Annotated in this window: 9 protein-coding genes and 2 pseudogenes; 5 read left to right on the forward strand and 6 right to left on the reverse strand. The window is 39.1% G+C overall.

Going from position 1 to position 18,044, the window contains the following annotated elements; genetic code table 11:
• Positions 1–151: 151 nt before the first annotated feature.
• The 5 genes from ptsP to acnA all read right to left on the reverse strand — a co-directional run bounded on the left by ptsP (position 152) and on the right by acnA (position 7,393).
• On the reverse strand, positions 152–1,885 hold the full coding sequence (ptsP, locus tag RDY04_RS07140) for a phosphoenolpyruvate--protein phosphotransferase (RefSeq protein ID WP_303951142.1): 1,734 nt from the start codon (positions 1,883–1,885) through the stop codon (positions 152–154).
• A 4-nt stretch (positions 1,886–1,889) separates the two neighbouring features.
• The gene (locus tag RDY04_RS07145) at positions 1,890–2,153 is read right to left on the reverse strand and encodes a phosphocarrier protein HPr (RefSeq protein WP_002884015.1); all 264 of its coding nucleotides are present in this window, start codon (positions 2,151–2,153) and stop codon (positions 1,890–1,892) included.
• A gap of 261 nt (positions 2,154–2,414) precedes the next feature.
• Complete coding sequence (gene icd, locus RDY04_RS07150; protein ID WP_303951126.1) at positions 2,415–3,590, reverse strand: NADP-dependent isocitrate dehydrogenase; 1,176 nt, start codon at positions 3,588–3,590, stop codon at positions 2,415–2,417.
• A gap of 13 nt (positions 3,591–3,603) precedes the next feature.
• Positions 3,604–4,728, reverse strand: coding sequence for a citrate synthase (locus tag RDY04_RS07155; protein ID WP_303951123.1), 1,125 nt, complete (start codon positions 4,726–4,728; stop codon positions 3,604–3,606).
• Between the two features lies 1 nt (position 4,729).
• Positions 4,730–7,393 carry an aconitate hydratase AcnA gene (gene acnA, locus RDY04_RS07160; RefSeq protein ID WP_303951122.1) on the reverse strand — a complete coding sequence of 888 codons (2,664 nt, stop codon included), beginning with the start codon at positions 7,391–7,393 and terminating at the stop codon, positions 4,730–4,732.
• A 328-nt stretch (positions 7,394–7,721) separates the two neighbouring features.
• Here acnA and nrdH point away from each other — a divergent pair, with 328 nt between their 5' ends.
• The 5 genes and pseudogenes from nrdH to RDY04_RS07185 all read left to right on the forward strand — a co-directional run bounded on the left by nrdH (position 7,722) and on the right by RDY04_RS07185 (position 14,138).
• The gene (gene nrdH, locus RDY04_RS07165) at positions 7,722–7,946 is read left to right on the forward strand and encodes a glutaredoxin-like protein NrdH (protein ID WP_004182714.1); all 225 of its coding nucleotides are present in this window, start codon (positions 7,722–7,724) and stop codon (positions 7,944–7,946) included.
• A gap of 86 nt (positions 7,947–8,032) precedes the next feature.
• Entirely contained in the window at positions 8,033–10,192 is a 2,160-nt protein-coding gene (gene nrdE, locus RDY04_RS07170) for a class 1b ribonucleoside-diphosphate reductase subunit alpha (RefSeq protein ID WP_303951115.1), read from the forward strand.
• A 157-nt stretch (positions 10,193–10,349) separates the two neighbouring features.
• The gene (gene nrdF / locus RDY04_RS07175) at positions 10,350–11,312 is read left to right on the forward strand and encodes a class 1b ribonucleoside-diphosphate reductase subunit beta (RefSeq protein WP_295494304.1); all 963 of its coding nucleotides are present in this window, start codon (positions 10,350–10,352) and stop codon (positions 11,310–11,312) included.
• Positions 11,313–11,470: 158 nt separating this feature from the next.
• Positions 11,471–12,719: pseudogene (locus tag RDY04_RS07180) on the forward strand (ISL3 family transposase).
• Between the two features lie 169 nt (positions 12,720–12,888).
• Positions 12,889–14,138, forward strand: a pseudogene (locus tag RDY04_RS07185) (ISL3 family transposase).
• A 177-nt stretch (positions 14,139–14,315) separates the two neighbouring features.
• Here RDY04_RS07185 and RDY04_RS07190 read toward each other — a convergent pair.
• Positions 14,316–18,044: LPXTG cell wall anchor domain-containing protein (locus RDY04_RS07190; protein WP_308000855.1), on the reverse strand; the 3,729-nt coding region annotated here is incomplete at its 5' end.

Here is an 18,044-nt window from a genome sequence, read left to right on the forward strand (position 1 = left end):
AAAGCTCATTCATAAGTAGTAAATTAGTAGTAAATTGAGTGGTTTTGACCTTGATAAAGTGTGATAAGTCCAGTTTTTATGCGGATAACTAGATTTTTATGCTATTTTTAGATATAAAAAAAGTGAAAGCTCAAGCCTCCACTTTTTTTGATTAATCTACGTTAACATATTCTTTTGAAAGTTCAAGAACTTCTTCCATTGTTGAACATTCAGTAAGCGCACGATTAGCGTATTCTTCCATTTTAGCTGTGTCAAGTTTCTTCATCAAGCTACGTGTACGAAGTACTGAAGTAGCTGACATTGAGAACTCATCCAAGCCCATTCCGACAAGAAGTGGAACAGCAGTTTGGTCACCGGCCATTTCACCACACATACCAGCCCATTTACCTTCAGCGTGAGCCGCTTTGATAACATTGTTAATCAAACGAAGGATTGATGGGTTATATGGTTGGTAAAGGTATGACACTTGTTCGTTCATACGGTCAGCAGCCATAGTGTATTGGATAAGGTCGTTCGTACCAATTGAGAAGAAATCAACTTCCTTAGCAAATTGATCAGCAAGCATTGCTGCAGCTGGGATTTCAATCATGATACCTACTTCGATGTCGTCTGCAACGGCAACACCTTCAGCAACCAATTTAGCTTTTTCTTCTTCAAGAATACCTTTAGCAGTACGGAATTCAGTCAACAAAGCAACCATTGGGAACATAATACGCAATTTACCGTGAACAGAAGCACGAAGCAAGGCACGTAATTGAGTACGGAACATTTGGTTACCAGTTTCAGAGATAGAAATACGTAATGCACGGTAACCCAAGAATGGATTCATTTCTTTAGGAAGGTCAAAGTAAGGAAGTTCTTTATCCCCACCGATATCCATTGTACGAACAACAACAGGTTTACCATTCATACCTTCAAGAACTGCTTTGTATGCTTCATATTGGTCTTCTTCAGTTGGGAAGTCTTGAGAATCCATATACAAGAATTCTGTACGATAAAGACCAACTGCTTCTGCACCATTATCGTTAACACCTTCAACATCTTTAGGTGTACCGATGTTTGCAGCTAACTCGAAGTGTTTTCCATCAGCAGTAACTGTTTGAGCATCTTTAAGTTGAGCCCACTCTGCCTTTTGTTTAGCGTAAGCTTCACCAGCTGCTTTAAACTCAGCAATTTGTTCTTCAGTTGGATTAATAACAACTTCACCAGTAATACCTGAAACAGCTAAAATGTCACCATCTTTAACAAGTTCAGTGATGTTATTTGTACCGAGAACGGCTGCAATTTCAAGTGTACGAGCCATGATTGCAGAGTGACTAGTACGTCCACCGATATTAGTAACAAAAGCTTTTACGTACTTTTTGTTCAACTGAGCTGTATCAGATGGTGTCAAATCATGAGCAACAACGATTGATTCTTCATCGATTGTTGCTGGGTTTGGCAATTTCTTACCAAGCAAGTTTGCAAGCACACGTTTAGTAACGTCACGAATATCCGCTGCACGTTCTTGCATGTATGGGTTATCTTCCATACCTTCAAAGATCGCGATAAACATGTTAGTTACTTCTGTCAAAGCAGCTTCGGCATTAACTTGTTTAGCACGGATAGTTTCTTTGATTTGACCAGTCATTTCTGGGTCAGCAAGAACCATCAAATGAGCATCAAAAACGGCTGCCGCTTCTTCACCAAGGCTTTCAACTGCTTTTTCACGGATAACAGAAAGCTCGTCTTGCGACGCCGCTAGAGCAGCATCTAGACGAGCCTCTTCTGCACTTGTATCTTCAACTGTAACAGTTTCAAATGACAAGTCCGGTTGAACAAGCAGATATGCCTTAGCAACTGCAACACCATCAGATGCCGCGATTCCTTTAAGCACTTCTGTCATATTTTTATGCCAATCCTTCTTTTGTCATTGTTTCTGCGATTGCTGCGATTGCGTCATCAGCATCAGCACCTTCTGCAGAGATAGTTACGTCAGCACCTTGACCAACACCAAGGCTCATAACACCCATGATAGATTTAAGGTTAACTGCTTTACCTTTGTAGTCAAGAGTGATATCTGAAGCAAATTTGCTAGCTGTTTGAACAAGCAAAGTAGCTGGACGTGCGTGGATACCTGTTTCTGCAACAATGTGGAAATCTTTAGAAGCCATAATGGACTCTCCTTCTTAATTTGGAATATTTGAGTTATCAATGATAACCCTTACAATTTAGAATTATAACATAGCTGTTTGATATTATCAAGGTTAAAACGCACTTTCTACAAGTTTTTCAAAAGCTTGTCTCTCATTTTACTGGTCATTTTCATTTTTCAAAACATAAGCAAATACTAGTCTCTAGTTATTTACAACATTTTCAGAAAATTTCTTTCATGGTGTTTTCAATCGTTAATTTTCATTTTCGAGCAAAAACAATCACATAATTGAAAGAATTTGATTGCTAAAAGCACTCGTTGAATATGCTTGTTTCCCAAATGCTAAGTCAGCTGTAAAGATATTAGCTTTAAATGTCTTCTCAATAGCACTTGTAATCAGTTGAGCTGCCTCAGTCCAACCAATATAGTCTAGAAGCATGCAGCCAGATAATAGAACTGAGCAAGGATTAGCCTTATCTTGATCCGCAATATCCGGAGCTGTTCCATGTGTTGCTTCAAAAATTGCATGACCTGTTTGATAATTAATGTTAGCTCCAGGGGAGATGCCTATACCACCAACTTGTGCAGCCAAGGCATCACTGGCATAATCACCATTCAAGTTAGTTAAGGCAACAACATCAAATTTTTCTGGATTCAAAAGAATCTGTTGGAGAAAGTTATCCGCGATTATATCATTAATCTCTAAACGACCAGCCAGCAATTCTTCTTTATAGTCTTCCTGAGCCACTTCATAACCCCATTTACGGAAGCCACCTTCTGTGAATTTTTGAATATTTCCTTTATGAACCAATGTCACTTTCTTTAGATTGTTTTTGAGAGCATAGTCGATAGCCGAGCGAATGAGACGTTTACTTCCTTCTATTGAAATTGGCTTGATTCCGATACTACTTGATTCTGGGAAGCGAATTTTACTAACACTCATCTCTGTCTGGAGAAACTCAATCACGCGCTTGACATCTGCCGTTCCTGCTTCCCATTCAATCCCCGCATAAATATCTTCGGTATTTTCACGGAAGATAGTAATATTTGTTTTTTCTGGTTCCTTAAGTGGACTTGCTACTCCGTCAAAGTAACGAACAGGTCTAACACAAGCGTAGAGATCAAGTTCTTGACGTAAAGCTACATTTAAAGAACGAATACCACCACCTACTGGCGTCTCAAGCGGTCCCTTAATAGCTACTAAACTTTCTCGAATAGCCTCCAAAGTCTCTTTCGGCAACCATTCACCAGTTTTGTCATAAGCCTTTTTACCGGCTAGAAGCTCTTGCCACTCAATATGACGCTCTCCTTTATAGGCTACTTCTACTGCTTTGTCAAAGATTGCTTGGGCATTCTTCCAGATATCATGTCCAACACCATCCCCTTCAATAAAAGGGATAATTGGACGATCAGAAACTTGAAGCTGTCCATTTGTCATTACGATTTTTTCTGCCATATAGCTTTCCTCCCTAGCGTTTTTCTAAAGGAATATACGTCATATTTTCTTGTCCGATGTACTGCGAGCGTGGACGAATCAATTTATTATTTTTTTGTTGCTCTTGAATATGAGCAATCCAGCCGGCAACACGACTCATAGCAAAGATAAGTGTGAAGATATCGCTGTCAATTCCTAGAGTATGGTATACGGTGGCTGAATAGAAGTCTACATTGGGAATTAATCCCTTCTTTTCTTTCATGAATTCTTCAATTTCTTGAGACATGTTAAAGAATTCTTCGTTGTCGGTACCTTCTGTCAACTTTTTAGCCATATCTCTTAAGAAAATTTCACGAGGATCCTGTTTCTTGTATACACGGTGTCCAAATCCCATAATTTTCTCTTTAGAGTCAAGCTTTTCCTGCAAGTAAGCATTAACATCACCGGATTCACGGATTTCTTTAAGCATATCAAAGACACGTTCATTAGCACCACCATGCAGGGGACCTTTTAGAGCACCAATAGCTGTTGTGACACAAGAATAGATATCTGTCAGGGTTGAAGCACAAACCCGCGCCGCAAAAGTTGAGGCATTCAACTCATGATCAGCATGAAGAATTAAAGCCTTATTCATAGCTTCAATTTCAATTTCAGAAGGTTCTACACCATTCAGCATGTAGAGAAAATTAGCCGCAAACCCTAAATCTTCTCTTGGTTTGAGGGGCATTTTACCAGTACGTAGGCGTGCAAAAGTCGTAATAATTGTAGGCAATTTAGCCATCAATTCAATACTTTGCTGATAAATTGCCTCCATGGATCTTTCCTCGGCATCCACATTATAAACTCCAAGAAGGGAGACTGTTGAACGTAAAACACTCATTGGGTGCAAGTGTGGCCGAGATTGGATAAGAATGCATTGCTCTACAGCATCAGAAATATCATAGTTCTTACGCAACTCAGCTTCAAAATACTTGAGTTCCATTTGCGTAGGAAGATGACCATTCCACAAGAGATAAATCACTTCTTCAAAAGACGCTTTATTAACCATAAACTCGGAAATATCATATCCCGAATACGATAAATGATCATCAATAATAGATGAAATCCTAGTATTACAGGCAATCATATCCTTAAGTCCATTAATTTCAACTGTTGTCATATTAGGCTCCCTTCAATTTTTTTCTTACAACCATTGGCAAGATACCACCATTTTTATAGTAGCGAATATCAGCATCAGCATCAAAGCGTACCAAGGCTTTAAAGGTTTTGGTTTGTTCAGGTGTTGAAGCTGTAACAGTGATAACATCATGAACACCAGGATTTTCTGAAAGGTCAAAGCTAAAGGTCTCATGTCCTGTCAATCCAAGACTTTCAGCATTTTCCCCTTCCATAAATTGTACTGGTAAAATCCCCATCATAACTAGATTTGAACGGTGAATACGCTCAAAACTCTCAGCAAGCACTGCTTTTACACCAAGGAGATTTGCACCTTTAGCCGCCCAGTCACGACTAGAGCCCATACCATAATCCTTACCGGCAATTACAAGCGTATCTTGATTAGCTTCTTTATATTTCATAGCAGCATCATATATAGGTAAAATGTCGCCATCATATTTAGTATATCCACCAATTTTTCCATCTGCTAGCTCATTCTTGATACGAATATTAGCAAAGGTTCCTCGCATCATGACTTCGTGATTTCCACGACGGCTACCATAAGAATTAAATTCTTGATAATCAACACCATTCTCAGTCAAATAACGAGCTGCTGGACTATTTCTAGCAATATTACCTGCTGGAGAAATATGGTCTGTTGTTACCGTATCTCCGAATTTAGCCAAAACCTTCAAATCTTTCAATGGTTTAATCCTCAAATCATCTCCTAAAGCATCAAAGTAAGGTGGATTTTGAATATAGGTAGAGTTTTGATTCCATTTATAATTTTGACTTTGTTCAGTAGGAATGGCATTCCACTTCTCACTATCAGAAAAGACACTGGCATATTCATCTTGGAAGAGTTGACGGGTGACATATTTATCAACATAAGTCTCAATTTCTTCACGAGATGGCATAATCTCCTCTAAATAAACAGCTTGACCATTGTCGTCAAAACCTAAAGGTTCAGTTGTCAAATCAATATTCGTGTTACCAGCTAAGGCATAAGCAACAACTAATGGTGGGCTAGCCAAGAAATTCGCTTTAACAAGCGGATTAATACGCCCTTCAAAATTACGATTTCCTGACAAAACAGCACTCGCTAATAAATCAGTGTCCACAATAGCCTTAGCCACTTCTGGACGTAAATCTCCTGAGTTCCCAATACAGGTTGTGCAACCGTAACCTACTAAGTTAAAGCCAAGCTTATCTAGATAGGTTTGCAAGCCTGAAGCTTTGAGATAACCAGTAACAACCTTAGAACCTGGTGCCAAAGATGTCTTCACTGTTGGAGATACTTTTAATCCTTTCTCAACTGCTTTTTTAGCTAAAAGACCGGCTGCCATAAGAACGTAAGGGTTTGAAGTATTGGTACATGATGTAATCGCTGCAATGGCCACATGACCCGTTTGAATTGTTTCTGAATGATCCTCAAAGTCGACTGTTGCAGTTTTTTCTAACTCTTCCTTATCTAAACCAAAGCCACGTACCCCTGCTTCTCGTACCACTGCATCCTGAAATTCTTGCTTAGCATCGGATAAGAGAATCAAATCCTGTGGACGTTTAGGACCTGAGATCGAAGGTTTAATGGTTGACAAATCAATTTCAACAATCTTAGTATACTTGGCTTCTTTACTTGGATCATAGAAAAGATGATTGGCTTTCGTATAGGCTTCAGTGACTTGGATATGTTCCTCATCACGGTTAGTTAAACGCATGTAGTTAAGAGTCTCATCATCAATAGGAAAATAACCACAAGTTGCACCATATTCTGGTGCCATATTAGCGACTGTAGCACGGTCAGCTAGAGATAAACTCTTCAAGCCAGGTCCAAAGTACTCAACAAATTTACCAACCACATTTTCAGAACGAAGCACCTGAGTAATCTTGAGAGCCAAATCTGTTGCCGTTGCAATTTTAGGCAACTCTCCTGTCAGATGTACGCCAATAACCTCTGGAATTGGGAAATAAGATGCTTCACCTAGCATAGCTGCTTCAGCTTCAATACCGCCAACACCCCAACCAAGAACGCCAATACCATTAATCATAGTCGTGTGACTATCTGTACCAAACATAGAATCAGGATAGAGTAACCCATCTTTTTCAATAATGACATCACTCAGAAATTCAATATTAACCTGGTGAATAATACCTGTTGCTGGTGGAACCGCACGGTAATTTTCAAAAGACTGTTCGGCCCACTTAAGAAATTCATAACGCTCGTTATTACGTTTAAACTCTAGATTGATATTATCTTCAAGAGCAGTATCACATCCGTATGAGTCCACTTGGACAGAGTGGTCAATGACCAAATCTACTGGAATCTCAGGGTTAATAAATTCGGCTTTACCACCACTAGCCACTATAGCATCACGCATTGAAGCTAAATCAACAACAACAGGAACTCCTGTAAAATCTTGTAAGATAACACGACTTGGTTTAAAAGGTACTTCGGAAATTGTTGGAAAATTCGGAAATTTCATTAGATCAGAAATGTGAGATTCCTTAACATCGACGCCATCTTTTTTTCGGAGGAGACTTTCAAGTAGTATTCGAATGGTATAAGGTAGTTCTCCGACCTTAATATCATGAGATTTTGCTGCTTTTTCGAGATCATAGAAAGAGAATGTCTTACCATTTACAGTAAGATTTGAACAGTATTCTTGCATACTTGAACCTCCATTAGTTAAAAATTTTCTCTATTCTACACTGTTTTTTTTGAAAAAACAAATAGAATCGGCATTTTTATGTCATATTATATTACATCCATAGTTAGGTGTTTCTTTTTTAGTCAATTCCATAAACAAATCCTATTTAATTTAGGAAACTAAAAAAGCCTTTAAAACACAAGATATAGGGTTGTGTTTTAATACTAAACACAAAATATTGTATTTTGTCGATTCAAGCTCTTGATTTTTCCCAATATTTTGGGTATTCTATTAGAGTTAAAAAGTGGCTCTTGGCTACTTAAAATCTTTTTATAAAGGAGTATTTGCAATGGCAAAGATTACATTGTTTTCTAAAAACAACTGCATGCAGTGCAAAATGACTAAAAAATTCTTGGAAAAGGAAGGTGCTGATTTCGAAGAAATCAACATTGATGAACAGCCAGAAAAAATCGATTACGTTAAAAGCCTCGGTTTCACTGCTGCTCCAGTTATTGAAGCCGGCGATATCGTCTTTTCAGGTTTTCAACCGACTAAACTTAAAGAAATCCTTTAATTATCAAGTTTTTATATAGAAAGGAACTTGTTTGCTTAGTTTAATATGTTAACTTTAACCTTTAAACTAAGCTTGGTATCTGTATTATGTCTTTAAAAAATCTTGGCGATGTTTCTTACTTCCGCCTCAACAACGAAATTAATCGTCCTGTAAACGGTCAAATTCCTTTACATAAGGATAAAGAAGCGCTTCGTGCCTTCTTCCTTGAAAATGTTAAGCCAAATTCAATGGTATTCAACAGCATCACAGATAAAATTAATTATTTGATTGAGAACGATTATATTGAGTCTGAATTCATCGGTAAATACGAACCTGCTTTCATCGAAAAATTGTCTGCAGACATTCATTCTCAAAAATTCCGCTTCCAATCTTTCATGGCAGCCTACAAGTTCTACCAACAATATGCCCTCAAAACAAACGATGGCGAGTCTTACCTTGAAAGTATTGAAGATCGTGTTCTTTTCAATTCGCTTTACTTCGCTGATGGTGATGAAAACCTGGCTAGTGACCTTGCTAACGAAATGATTCACCAACGTTATCAACCTGCTACTCCTTCATTTTTAAATGCTGGACGCAGTCGTCGAGGAGAACTCGTCTCATGTTTCCTTATTCAAGTAACAGACGACATGAATTCCATCGGTCGTTCTATTAACTCAGCTCTCCAATTATCACGTATTGGTGGAGGGGTGGGTATTAGCCTATCTAACCTACGTGAAGCTGGTGCTCCTATCAAGGGATATGCTGGTGCTGCTTCTGGAGTTGTCCCAGTTATGAAGCTTTTTGAAGACAGTTTCTCTTACTCAAACCAACTTGGTCAACGCCAAGGTGCTGGTGTTGTTTATCTGGATGTTTTCCACCCAGATATCCTTGCCTTCCTTTCAACTAAGAAAGAGAATGCTGATGAGAAGGTACGTGTTAAGACACTATCACTTGGTGTTACAGTTCCAGATAAGTTCTATGAGTTGGCACGTAATAATGAAGACATGTACCTCTTCAGCCCTTACTCAGTCGAAAAAGAGTATGGTAAACCATATAACTACATTGATATTACAGCTATGTATGATGAATTGGTTGCCAATCCAAATATCACAAAAACCAAGATTAATGCGCGTGAGTTAGAAACTGAAATTTCTAAACTCCAACAAGAATCAGGTTATCCATATATCGTCAATGTTGATACAGCCAATCGACACAATCCAATTGATGGTAAGATTGTCATGTCCAACCTCTGTTCTGAAATTCTCCAAGTTCAAACACCAAGTGAACTTAACGATGCTCAAGAATTTGTTAAACTCGGTACAGATATCTCATGTAACCTTGGATCTACTAATATCCTGAACATGATGACTTCACCTGACTTTGGTCGTTCCATTAAGGCTATGACACGTGCTCTTACCTTTGTTACAGATAGCTCAAGTATTGATGCTGTACCGTCTATCAAAAATGGTAACCAACAAGCTCATACTTTTGGTTTGGGAGCTATGGGGCTTCACTCTTACCTTGCTAAACACCATATCGAGTATGGTAGCCCCGAATCTGTTGAATTCACTAATATCTACTTCATGCTTATGAACTACTGGACTTTAGTTGAATCTAACAATATCGCCCGTGAACGTCACGAAACCTTTGTCGGTTTTGAAAAATCTAAATATGCTGATGGTTCATACTTTGATAAATACGTTACAGGCCAGTATGTTCCTAAATCTGATCGTATCAAAGAACTTTTCGATGGCCACTTCATCCCACAAGCCAAAGATTGGGAAGAACTACGTGAACTCGTTAAGAAAGATGGACTCTACCATCAAAACCGTTTGGCTGTTGCGCCAAATGGCTCAATCTCTTATATTAACGACTGTTCTGCTTCTATTCATCCAATCACACAACGTATTGAAGAACGTCAAGAGAAGAAAATCGGAAAAATTTACTACCCAGCCAACGGCCTTTCAACAGACACTATTCCTTTCTACACTTCAGCCTACGACATGGACATGCGTAAAGTTATCGACGTCTATGCCGCTGCGACTGAACACGTTGATCAAGGTTTGTCATTAACCCTATTCTTGCGTAGTGAGTTGCCTAAAGAAATTTACGAATGGAAAACAGAAAATAAACAAACAACTCGTGACCTTTCTATCCTTCGTAACTACGCCTTTAACAAAGGAATCAAGTCAATCTACTACATACGTACTTACACAGATGACGGTGAAGAAGTTGGCTCTAACCAATGTGAAAGCTGTGTCATTTAAGATGATGATATGAGGCTAACAACTTCACTACTCTTATTTATAAAATGCATAAAAAGGTCGGTTCGCCGACTTTTTTAATAGATAAACTCAAAAAACTATATCATGATTTTTAATTATGATAAAATAGAAATGATATCAATAAAGAAAGAGGTTTCTAATGGAAACTTACTATAAAGCCATTAACTGGAATGAAATCGAAGATGCGATTGATAAATCTACCTGGGAAAAATTAACTGAACAATTTTGGTTAGATACTCGTATCCCCCTTTCAAATGACCTTGATGACTGGCGTAAACTTTCAGCTGAAGAAAAAGATTTAGTTGGAAAAGTTTTCGGCGGTTTGACCTTGCTAGATACCATGCAATCCCAAACGGGTGTTGAAGCCATTCGAGCAGACGTTCGTACACCTCATGAAGAAGCTGTCTTGAACAACATTCAGTTTATGGAATCTGTTCACGCAAAATCTTACTCTTCTATTTTCTCAACTTTGAATACTAAATCAGAAATTGAGGAAATTTTTGAGTGGACAAACAGCAACAAGTACTTGCAAACTAAAGCAAAAATTATTAATGATATCTATGAAAACGGAACGCCACTTCAGAAAAAAGTTGCTTCAACTTATCTTGAAACCTTCCTTTTCTATTCAGGCTTCTTCACTCCACTCTATTATCTTGGTAATAATAAGCTAGCTAATGTCGCTGAAATTATCAAACTCATTATCCGTGACGAATCTGTTCACGGTACCTATATTGGCTATAAGTTCCAACTAGGATTCAACGAATTACCTGAAGAAGAGCAAGAGAGTTTCCGTGAATGGATGTATGATCTCCTCTATCAATTGTATGAAAATGAAGAATTCTACACTAAATCTCTTTATGACGGTGTTGGATGGACTGAAGAAGTAATGACATTCCTTCGCTATAACGCCAACAAAGCATTGATGAATTTAGGACAAGATCCTCTTTTCCCAGATTCTGCTAACGATGTTAACCCAATCGTTATGAATGGTATTTCTACAGGAACATCCAACCACGATTTCTTCTCTCAAGTTGGTAATGGTTACCTTCTAGGTACTGTTGAAGCTATGCAAGACGATGATTATAACTACGGACTAAAATAAAAAAAAACTAGCTGAGCTAGTTTTTTATTTTAGTAAATACTCTATAATTTCTGTAGTGGGTAAAACCACTGTAGAGATTATAGAGCTTTTTAAGTGTACACAAAAAGTCCCATAAGAACTATAATGAAAAGCGACCAAACCATCATTAGGAAGAACTTATGAGACTTATTAAGAATACCACAGAATTAATCGGAATTAAAGACCAAAATATCAAGATTTCACTTGTTTTTGAAACTGACACTCATATCGAGATTCAAGCAAAACTCGATTACCCTGCACCATCATGTCCTCATTGCCATGGAAAAATGATCAAGTACGACTTTCAAAAGCCTTCTAAAATCCCTCTTCTCGAGCAAGCAGGAACGCCAACTCTACTACGTCTTAAGAAGCGCCGTTTTCAGTGTAAAAGTTGTAGACGAGTCACGGTTGGTGAGACATCAATCGTTGAGAAAAACTGCCAAATCTCCAATCTAGTCCGACAAAAGGTTGCACAACTCCTAACTGAGAAGGTCTCACTAACTGATATTGCCAGAAAGCTTCGCGTATCGACGTCCACTGTCTATCGAAAACTTGACCAGTTTACTTTCAAGGAACATTATGACAAGCTCCCTACTGTTATGTCCTGGGATGAGTTTGGGTTCAAGAAAGGGGAATTGACTTTTGTGGCGCAGAACTATGAGACAAACCAACTCATAACCATCCTTGATAATCGCCGCCAAACCACTATACGAAACTACTTTTTAAAGTATCCATTAAAAGCTCGCCAAAAGGTACAGTTTATCACGATGGATATGTCTGGAGCTTATATTCCACTAGCTCGAAGACTTTTCCCAAATGCCAAAATCGTTCTTGATCGTTTCCACATCATCCAGCACCTTGGTAAAGCCTTTTTGAAGACAAGAATTGCCATTATGAACTAGTTTGATAAGAAGTCACTACCTTATCGAGCTTTGAAAAATCACTGGCGACTCTTCCAAAAGGACAGCCGTAAGTTATCTCTCAACTCTTTTTATTCAAAGACATTCGGCCAAACCTTAAGTCCACATGAAGTCCTTGAGAAGACACTAGGCTTTTCAGAAGAGCTTACTGACTACTATACACTTTATCAGCTCTTGCTTTTTCACTTTCAGGAGAAGAGTGTAGATGAGTTTTTTGAACTCATTCAAGAAAACTTAAAAGACGTCAATCACTACTTCAAAACAGTCTTTAGGACCTTTCTTAGACAAAACCATATATCAAAAACTCACTAAAAACATACTATTCAAACGCAAAACTTGAAGCAACTAATAAGTTGATCAAAGACATCAAACGGTTGGGTTTCGGTTTTAGAAACTTCATCAACTTTAAGAAGCGTGTCTTCATCACTCTGAACATACATAAAAAGAGGACCTATCCGGTCCTCTCTAGATGTTAGCTTTTCGTCACCCACTACAGTTGACAAAGATAAAAAAACCGGCTCTATAATTTCTGTAGTGGGTAAAACCACTGTAGAGATTATAGAGCTTTTTTAAGTGTACACAAAAAGTCCCATAAGAACTATAATGAAAAGCAACCAAACCATCATTAGGAAGAACTTATGAGACTTATTAAGAATACCACAGAATTAATCGGAATTAAAGACCAAAATATCAAGATTTCACTTGTTTTTGAAACTGACACTCATATCGAGATTCAAGCAAAACTCGATTACCCTGCACCATTATGTCCTCATTGCCATGGAAAGATGATCAAGTACGACTTTCAAAAGCCTTCTAAAATCCCTCTTCTTGAGCAAGCCGGAACTCCAACACTACTACGTCTGAAAAAACGTCGTTTCCAGTGTAAAAGTTGTAGACGAGTCATGGTAGCTGAGACATCTATCGTTGAGAAAAACTGCCAAATCTCTAATCTGGTCCGACAAAAGGTTACACAACTCCTAACTGAGAAGGTGTCACTAACTGATATTGCCAGAAGGTTTCGTGTGTAGACGTCCACTGTCTATCGTAAGCTTGACCAGTTCACTTTCAAGAAACATTATGACAAACTTCCAGCTATAATGTCCTGGGATGAGTTTGGGTTCAAGAAAGGGAAATTGGCTTTTGTGGCGCAGAATTATGAGACAAACGAACTCATAACCATCCTTGATAATCGCCGTCAAACCACTATACGAAACTACTTTTTAAAGTATCCATTAAAAGCTCGCCAACAGGTGCAGTTTATCACAATGGATAGGTCTGGAGCCTATATCCCACTAGCCAAAAAACTTTTCCCAAACGCCGAAATCATTATTGATCGTTTCCACATTATCCAGCATCTTGGTCGAGCTTTTTTAAAGACAAGAATTGCAACCATGAACCAGCTCGATAAGAAGTCACTACCCTATCGAGCCTTGAAAAATCATTGGCGACTTTTCCAAAAGGACAGCCGTAAACTATCTCTCAACTCTTTTTATTCAAAGACTTTCCGCCAAACTTTAGCACCACATGAAGTTGTTGAGAAGACACTAGGCTTTTCAAAAGAGCTTACTGACTACTATACACTTTATCAGCTTTTGCTTTTTCACTTTCAGGAGAAGAGAGTAGATGAGTTCTTTGAGCTGATAGAGGAGAACATGAGCAAGGTCAATCACTACTTTCAAACGGTCTTTAGGACTTTTATTAGACACAAGCAATACATCCAGAATGCGCTAGAAACAGACTATTCAAACGCGAAACTAGAAGCGACTAACAAGTTGATTAAAGACATCAAACGGTTGGGATTCGGTTTTAGAAACTTCACCAACTTTAAGAAACGTGTCTTCATCACTCTAAACATACATAAAAAGAGGACCTATCCGGTCCTCTCTAAATGTTAGCTTTTCGTCACCCACTACAGTTGACAAAGAGCCAAAAAACCTTGAGCATTACCGCTCAAGGTTTTTTTCATTCTTTTCCATCATATGAAAATCGTTCTAAGAATATTCTTTCATTCGAGATCTATCACTTATCATCTTCTTTTGAGAAATTAGTGACTGCTTTTAGATGATTAATCTTCTTTTCTTCGACCTACATATAGGCTCAATAGAATACCGCTACCTAGAAGAACAAAGATATAATCAGATTGGCTTCCAGTCTCAGGTAATTTGTCCCCATGGTTTTCTTTAACTGGAGTTGGTACTACTGGGTTAGCATTTACTGGAGTTGCTGGTTGAGCCGGTGTTGGTACTACTGGTTGTTCTGGAACCGCAGGTACTGGTTGGACCGGTACTTCTGGTGTTGGAACAACTGGAGTTGGTTGTACTGGCACTTCTGGTGTCGGCACATTTGGTGTTGGTTGCGCTGGTACTGTTGGAATATCTAATTTTGGTACCTCTTGTACTTCAGGCATTCCTGGTACTCCACCATTGAATTCTGGTAATTCGTGAACTTCTGGCATTCCTGGCACACCACCGTTGAATTCTGGCAATTCGTGAACTGGTGGTTCTGGTATTGCAAATTTAGGTCCCTCTGGCTTATCAACTACTGGAGGTACTGGTTTTTCATTTGACGGTGTCACTGGTTTGTCTTGGCATCCACATTTACCATCTTTGCCGTCTTTACCATCGCGACCATCTTTTCCATCTTTAATGACTGTTTTTGTCACAGTACCGTCAGAATTGATGATTGTGATTGTATGACTACCATCTCCATTATCTTCAACAGAAACTTTTGGTGATTTACCATCTTTACCGTCTTTAATCACCATTTCTGTTTTACTTCCATCTGGATTAATGATTGTAACAACGTGAGTTCCATCGTTATTATTTTTAACAGTTACAGTTGGTGAAACGCCATCTTTACCGTCTTTACCATCTTTGATAATAGATTTGTATTCACGGCCATCAGAATCAACGATTGTCAATGTGTGAGTTCCGTCTCCGTTATCAACGATGTTCGCTTTTGGTGATTTACCATCAAAGATTGTAGTTGTAGTTTCTTTACCATCAGCTCCAGTAACTTTAATAGTGTGTGAACCATTGTTGTTATCAATCACTTCAAGTTTTGGTTCTTTACCATCACGAACTGTAGTTGTTGTAGTTGTACCGTCTGAGTTCACAACTGTGATAGTGTGAGTTCCATCACCGTTATCCACAACCTTAGCAGTTGGTGATTTACCGTCACGAATTGTGGTTTCAGAAACAGTACCATTACCGTTTTCTACACGAATAGTGTAAGTACCGTCTTGGTTATCTCTAACTGTTGCTACTGGTGATTTACCATCTTTAATGATTGTTTCAGTAGTTGTTCCATCACCATTTAGAACTGAGATCTTATGAGTTCCATTTTGTTCGTCAGTAATAGTAACTTTTGGTGATTTACCATCACGAACTGTGGTTTCAGTTGTCACACCTTCTGGATTTGTAATAACGATTGTATGACTTCCGTCTCCATTATCACGAACAGATGCGGTTGGAGTACGTCCGTCAACACCGTCACGTCCATTTTTCACAACGAATTCATTCTTAGTTCCATCTGGGTTAGTGATTGTTACAGTGTGGCTTCCATCTGGGTTTTCAGTAGTTGTTGCTGTTGCAGCTTTACCGTCTTTACCATCTTTGATGATAGCGTTAGCAACATTGCCGTCTCCATCTGTAACTTTAACAGTATGAGTTCCATCATTGTTATCAGTTACTTCAACTTTTGGAGTCTTACCATCTTTACCGTTTTTAACAACTGTTTCTTTAGTTGTTCCATCTGGATTTGTTACAGTAATTGTGTGACTTCCATCTGGATTTTCTGTTGTAGTGATATTGGCAGTTTTACCGTCTTTACCATCTTTAACTTTAGTTGTTGATTCAGAACCATCAGGGTTTCTAACAGTAATAGAGTGTGTTCCATCTCCATTGTCCGTTACATTTACAACTGGCGATTTACCGTCTGCTCCATTAGCCCCGTTTTCACCTTTGTCGCCTTTTTCACCGGTTACTCCTTGAGGTCCACGGATATTACCAATCTTATCCCAAGTTCCGTTATTTTTCTTATAAACGTCTCCTGTGTTAGCATCGATATAAGTATCACCGTCTTTACCATCCTTAGCAGTTGGGGCAGTAGCTCCACTTAGTAACTCAGCACCGTTTCGGCCATCACGTCCATCATGTCCGGAAGCTCCATTTGTACCATTACGTCCATTGATACCATTCAAGATATCGCTTGTACCAATTAATTCATCAACTCCCGGATCATATTTACCGTTACCATTGTTATCATAGTAGGCTGTAATACGAGTACCATCTACTGGTTGTGAATCTGTTGAATCGGTAGTCGCTGGTTGTGTAGCTGCTGGTTGTGAACCTGTTGAGTCTGTAGCTACTGGTTGAGCTGATGGAGTTCCCTCATCTGGATTATCCCCTACACTTCTCGCTCTTCTTGCACTTCTTGATGTTCCAGAAGGTTGTGGATTAACAGCTAATCCAGCACCTCTTCTTACTGCATCCACTAATGCATTTAAGTCAATATGTGGTGTACGTCCATCTCTACCATTTTTACCATCTTTCACAGTAAATGCTACTGGATCTTTACCTGGTGTTGTGATAGTGACAACAGTGCTTTGACCATCTTGACCACGTTGAGTTGTAATTGTAGGAGTTTGTCCATCTTGACCTGTTGCACCAGTTTCTCCTTTTTCACCATCATGAACAAAGACTGTAGTTGGTTGTGAACCATCATGGTTGTCCACCGTGATTTCTACACCTTTATGTCCTTCTTCATCCTTACGAACAGCTGTTACTGTTGGAGAGACTCCATCCACTCCGTCTTTAATTACTGCTAGAGGTTTTTCAGGGTTCAATGGTTGACCTGGATGTGCTGGATCTTCTTGGTAAACTTTAGTTTCTTTACCATCTTTGACAGTAAGCAATGATTTACCATCACGGCCGTCCGCACCTTTAGCTCCATCTTTAATCATTTCTGAACCTAGAAGTTCATCAGTTCCTGGTGTGTATTTACCATCATTGTTTTCATCAGTATAGAATGTCACAATTGTATGGGATGGATTTCCATTTTGTCCTTCGACACGAAGCAAATCAACTTTTGGAGTTTTACCGTTCAGACCATTTTCTCCGTCCTTAACATTTACTGTAACTGGATCTTTTCCTGGAACAGTGAATGTAATGTCAGTACTATGGCCGTCTTTACCTGGAGTTACAGTTACTTCTGGAGTCTTACCATCTTCTCCACGTTCACCTTTGTCACCCTTAGGTCCCTTGATGTTGCCTTCTTTTTCCCAGTTACCGTTATTCTTAACGAAGACGTCGCCTGTTTCTGTGTTAACGTATTTATCGCCGTCTTTACCTTCTGTTGTTGGATCAACTTTGCCGTTCAATACGTCTTTTCCGTCGCGTCCATCACGTCCGTCACGACCTTGCGCTCCATCACGTCCATCGCGGCCTGGTAAACCTTGTGCTCCGTCTTGACCATCACGACCTTGAAGACCTTGTTCACCTTTGTCCCCTTTAGGTCCTTTGATGTTGCCTTCTTTTTCCCAGTTGCCGTTATTCTTAACGAAGACGTCACCTGTTTCTGTGTTAACGTATTTATCGCCGTCTTTACCTTCTGTTGTTGGATCAACTTTGCCGTTCAATACGTCTTTTCCGTCGCGTCCATCACGTCCGTCACGACCTTGCGCTCCATCACGTCCATCGCGGCCTGGTAAACCTTGTGCTCCGTCTTGACCATCACGACCTTGAAGACCTTGTTCACCTTTGTCACCCTTAGGTCCCTTGATGTTGCCTTCTTT

It is taken from the genome of uncultured Streptococcus sp., assembly GCF_902463925.1.
GTDB lineage: Bacteria > Bacillota > Bacilli > Lactobacillales > Streptococcaceae > Streptococcus.

Coding starts and splice junctions, on each gene's coding strand:
- nrdE (WP_303951115.1), top strand. CDS start 8,033: ATGTCTTTAAAAAATCTTGGCGATGTTTCTTACTTCCGCCTCAACAAC.
- ptsP (WP_303951142.1), bottom strand. CDS start 1,885: ATGACAGAAGTGCTTAAAGGAATCGCGGCATCTGATGGTGTTGCAGTT.
- nrdF (WP_295494304.1), top strand. CDS start 10,350: ATGGAAACTTACTATAAAGCCATTAACTGGAATGAAATCGAAGATGCG.
- acnA (WP_303951122.1), bottom strand. CDS start 7,393: ATGCAAGAATACTGTTCAAATCTTACTGTAAATGGTAAGACATTCTCT.
- RDY04_RS07145 (WP_002884015.1), bottom strand. CDS start 2,153: ATGGCTTCTAAAGATTTCCACATTGTTGCAGAAACAGGTATCCACGCA.
- RDY04_RS07155 (WP_303951123.1), bottom strand. CDS start 4,728: ATGACAACAGTTGAAATTAATGGACTTAAGGATATGATTGCCTGTAAT.
- nrdH (WP_004182714.1), top strand. CDS start 7,722: ATGGCAAAGATTACATTGTTTTCTAAAAACAACTGCATGCAGTGCAAA.
- icd (WP_303951126.1), bottom strand. CDS start 3,590: ATGGCAGAAAAAATCGTAATGACAAATGGACAGCTTCAAGTTTCTGAT.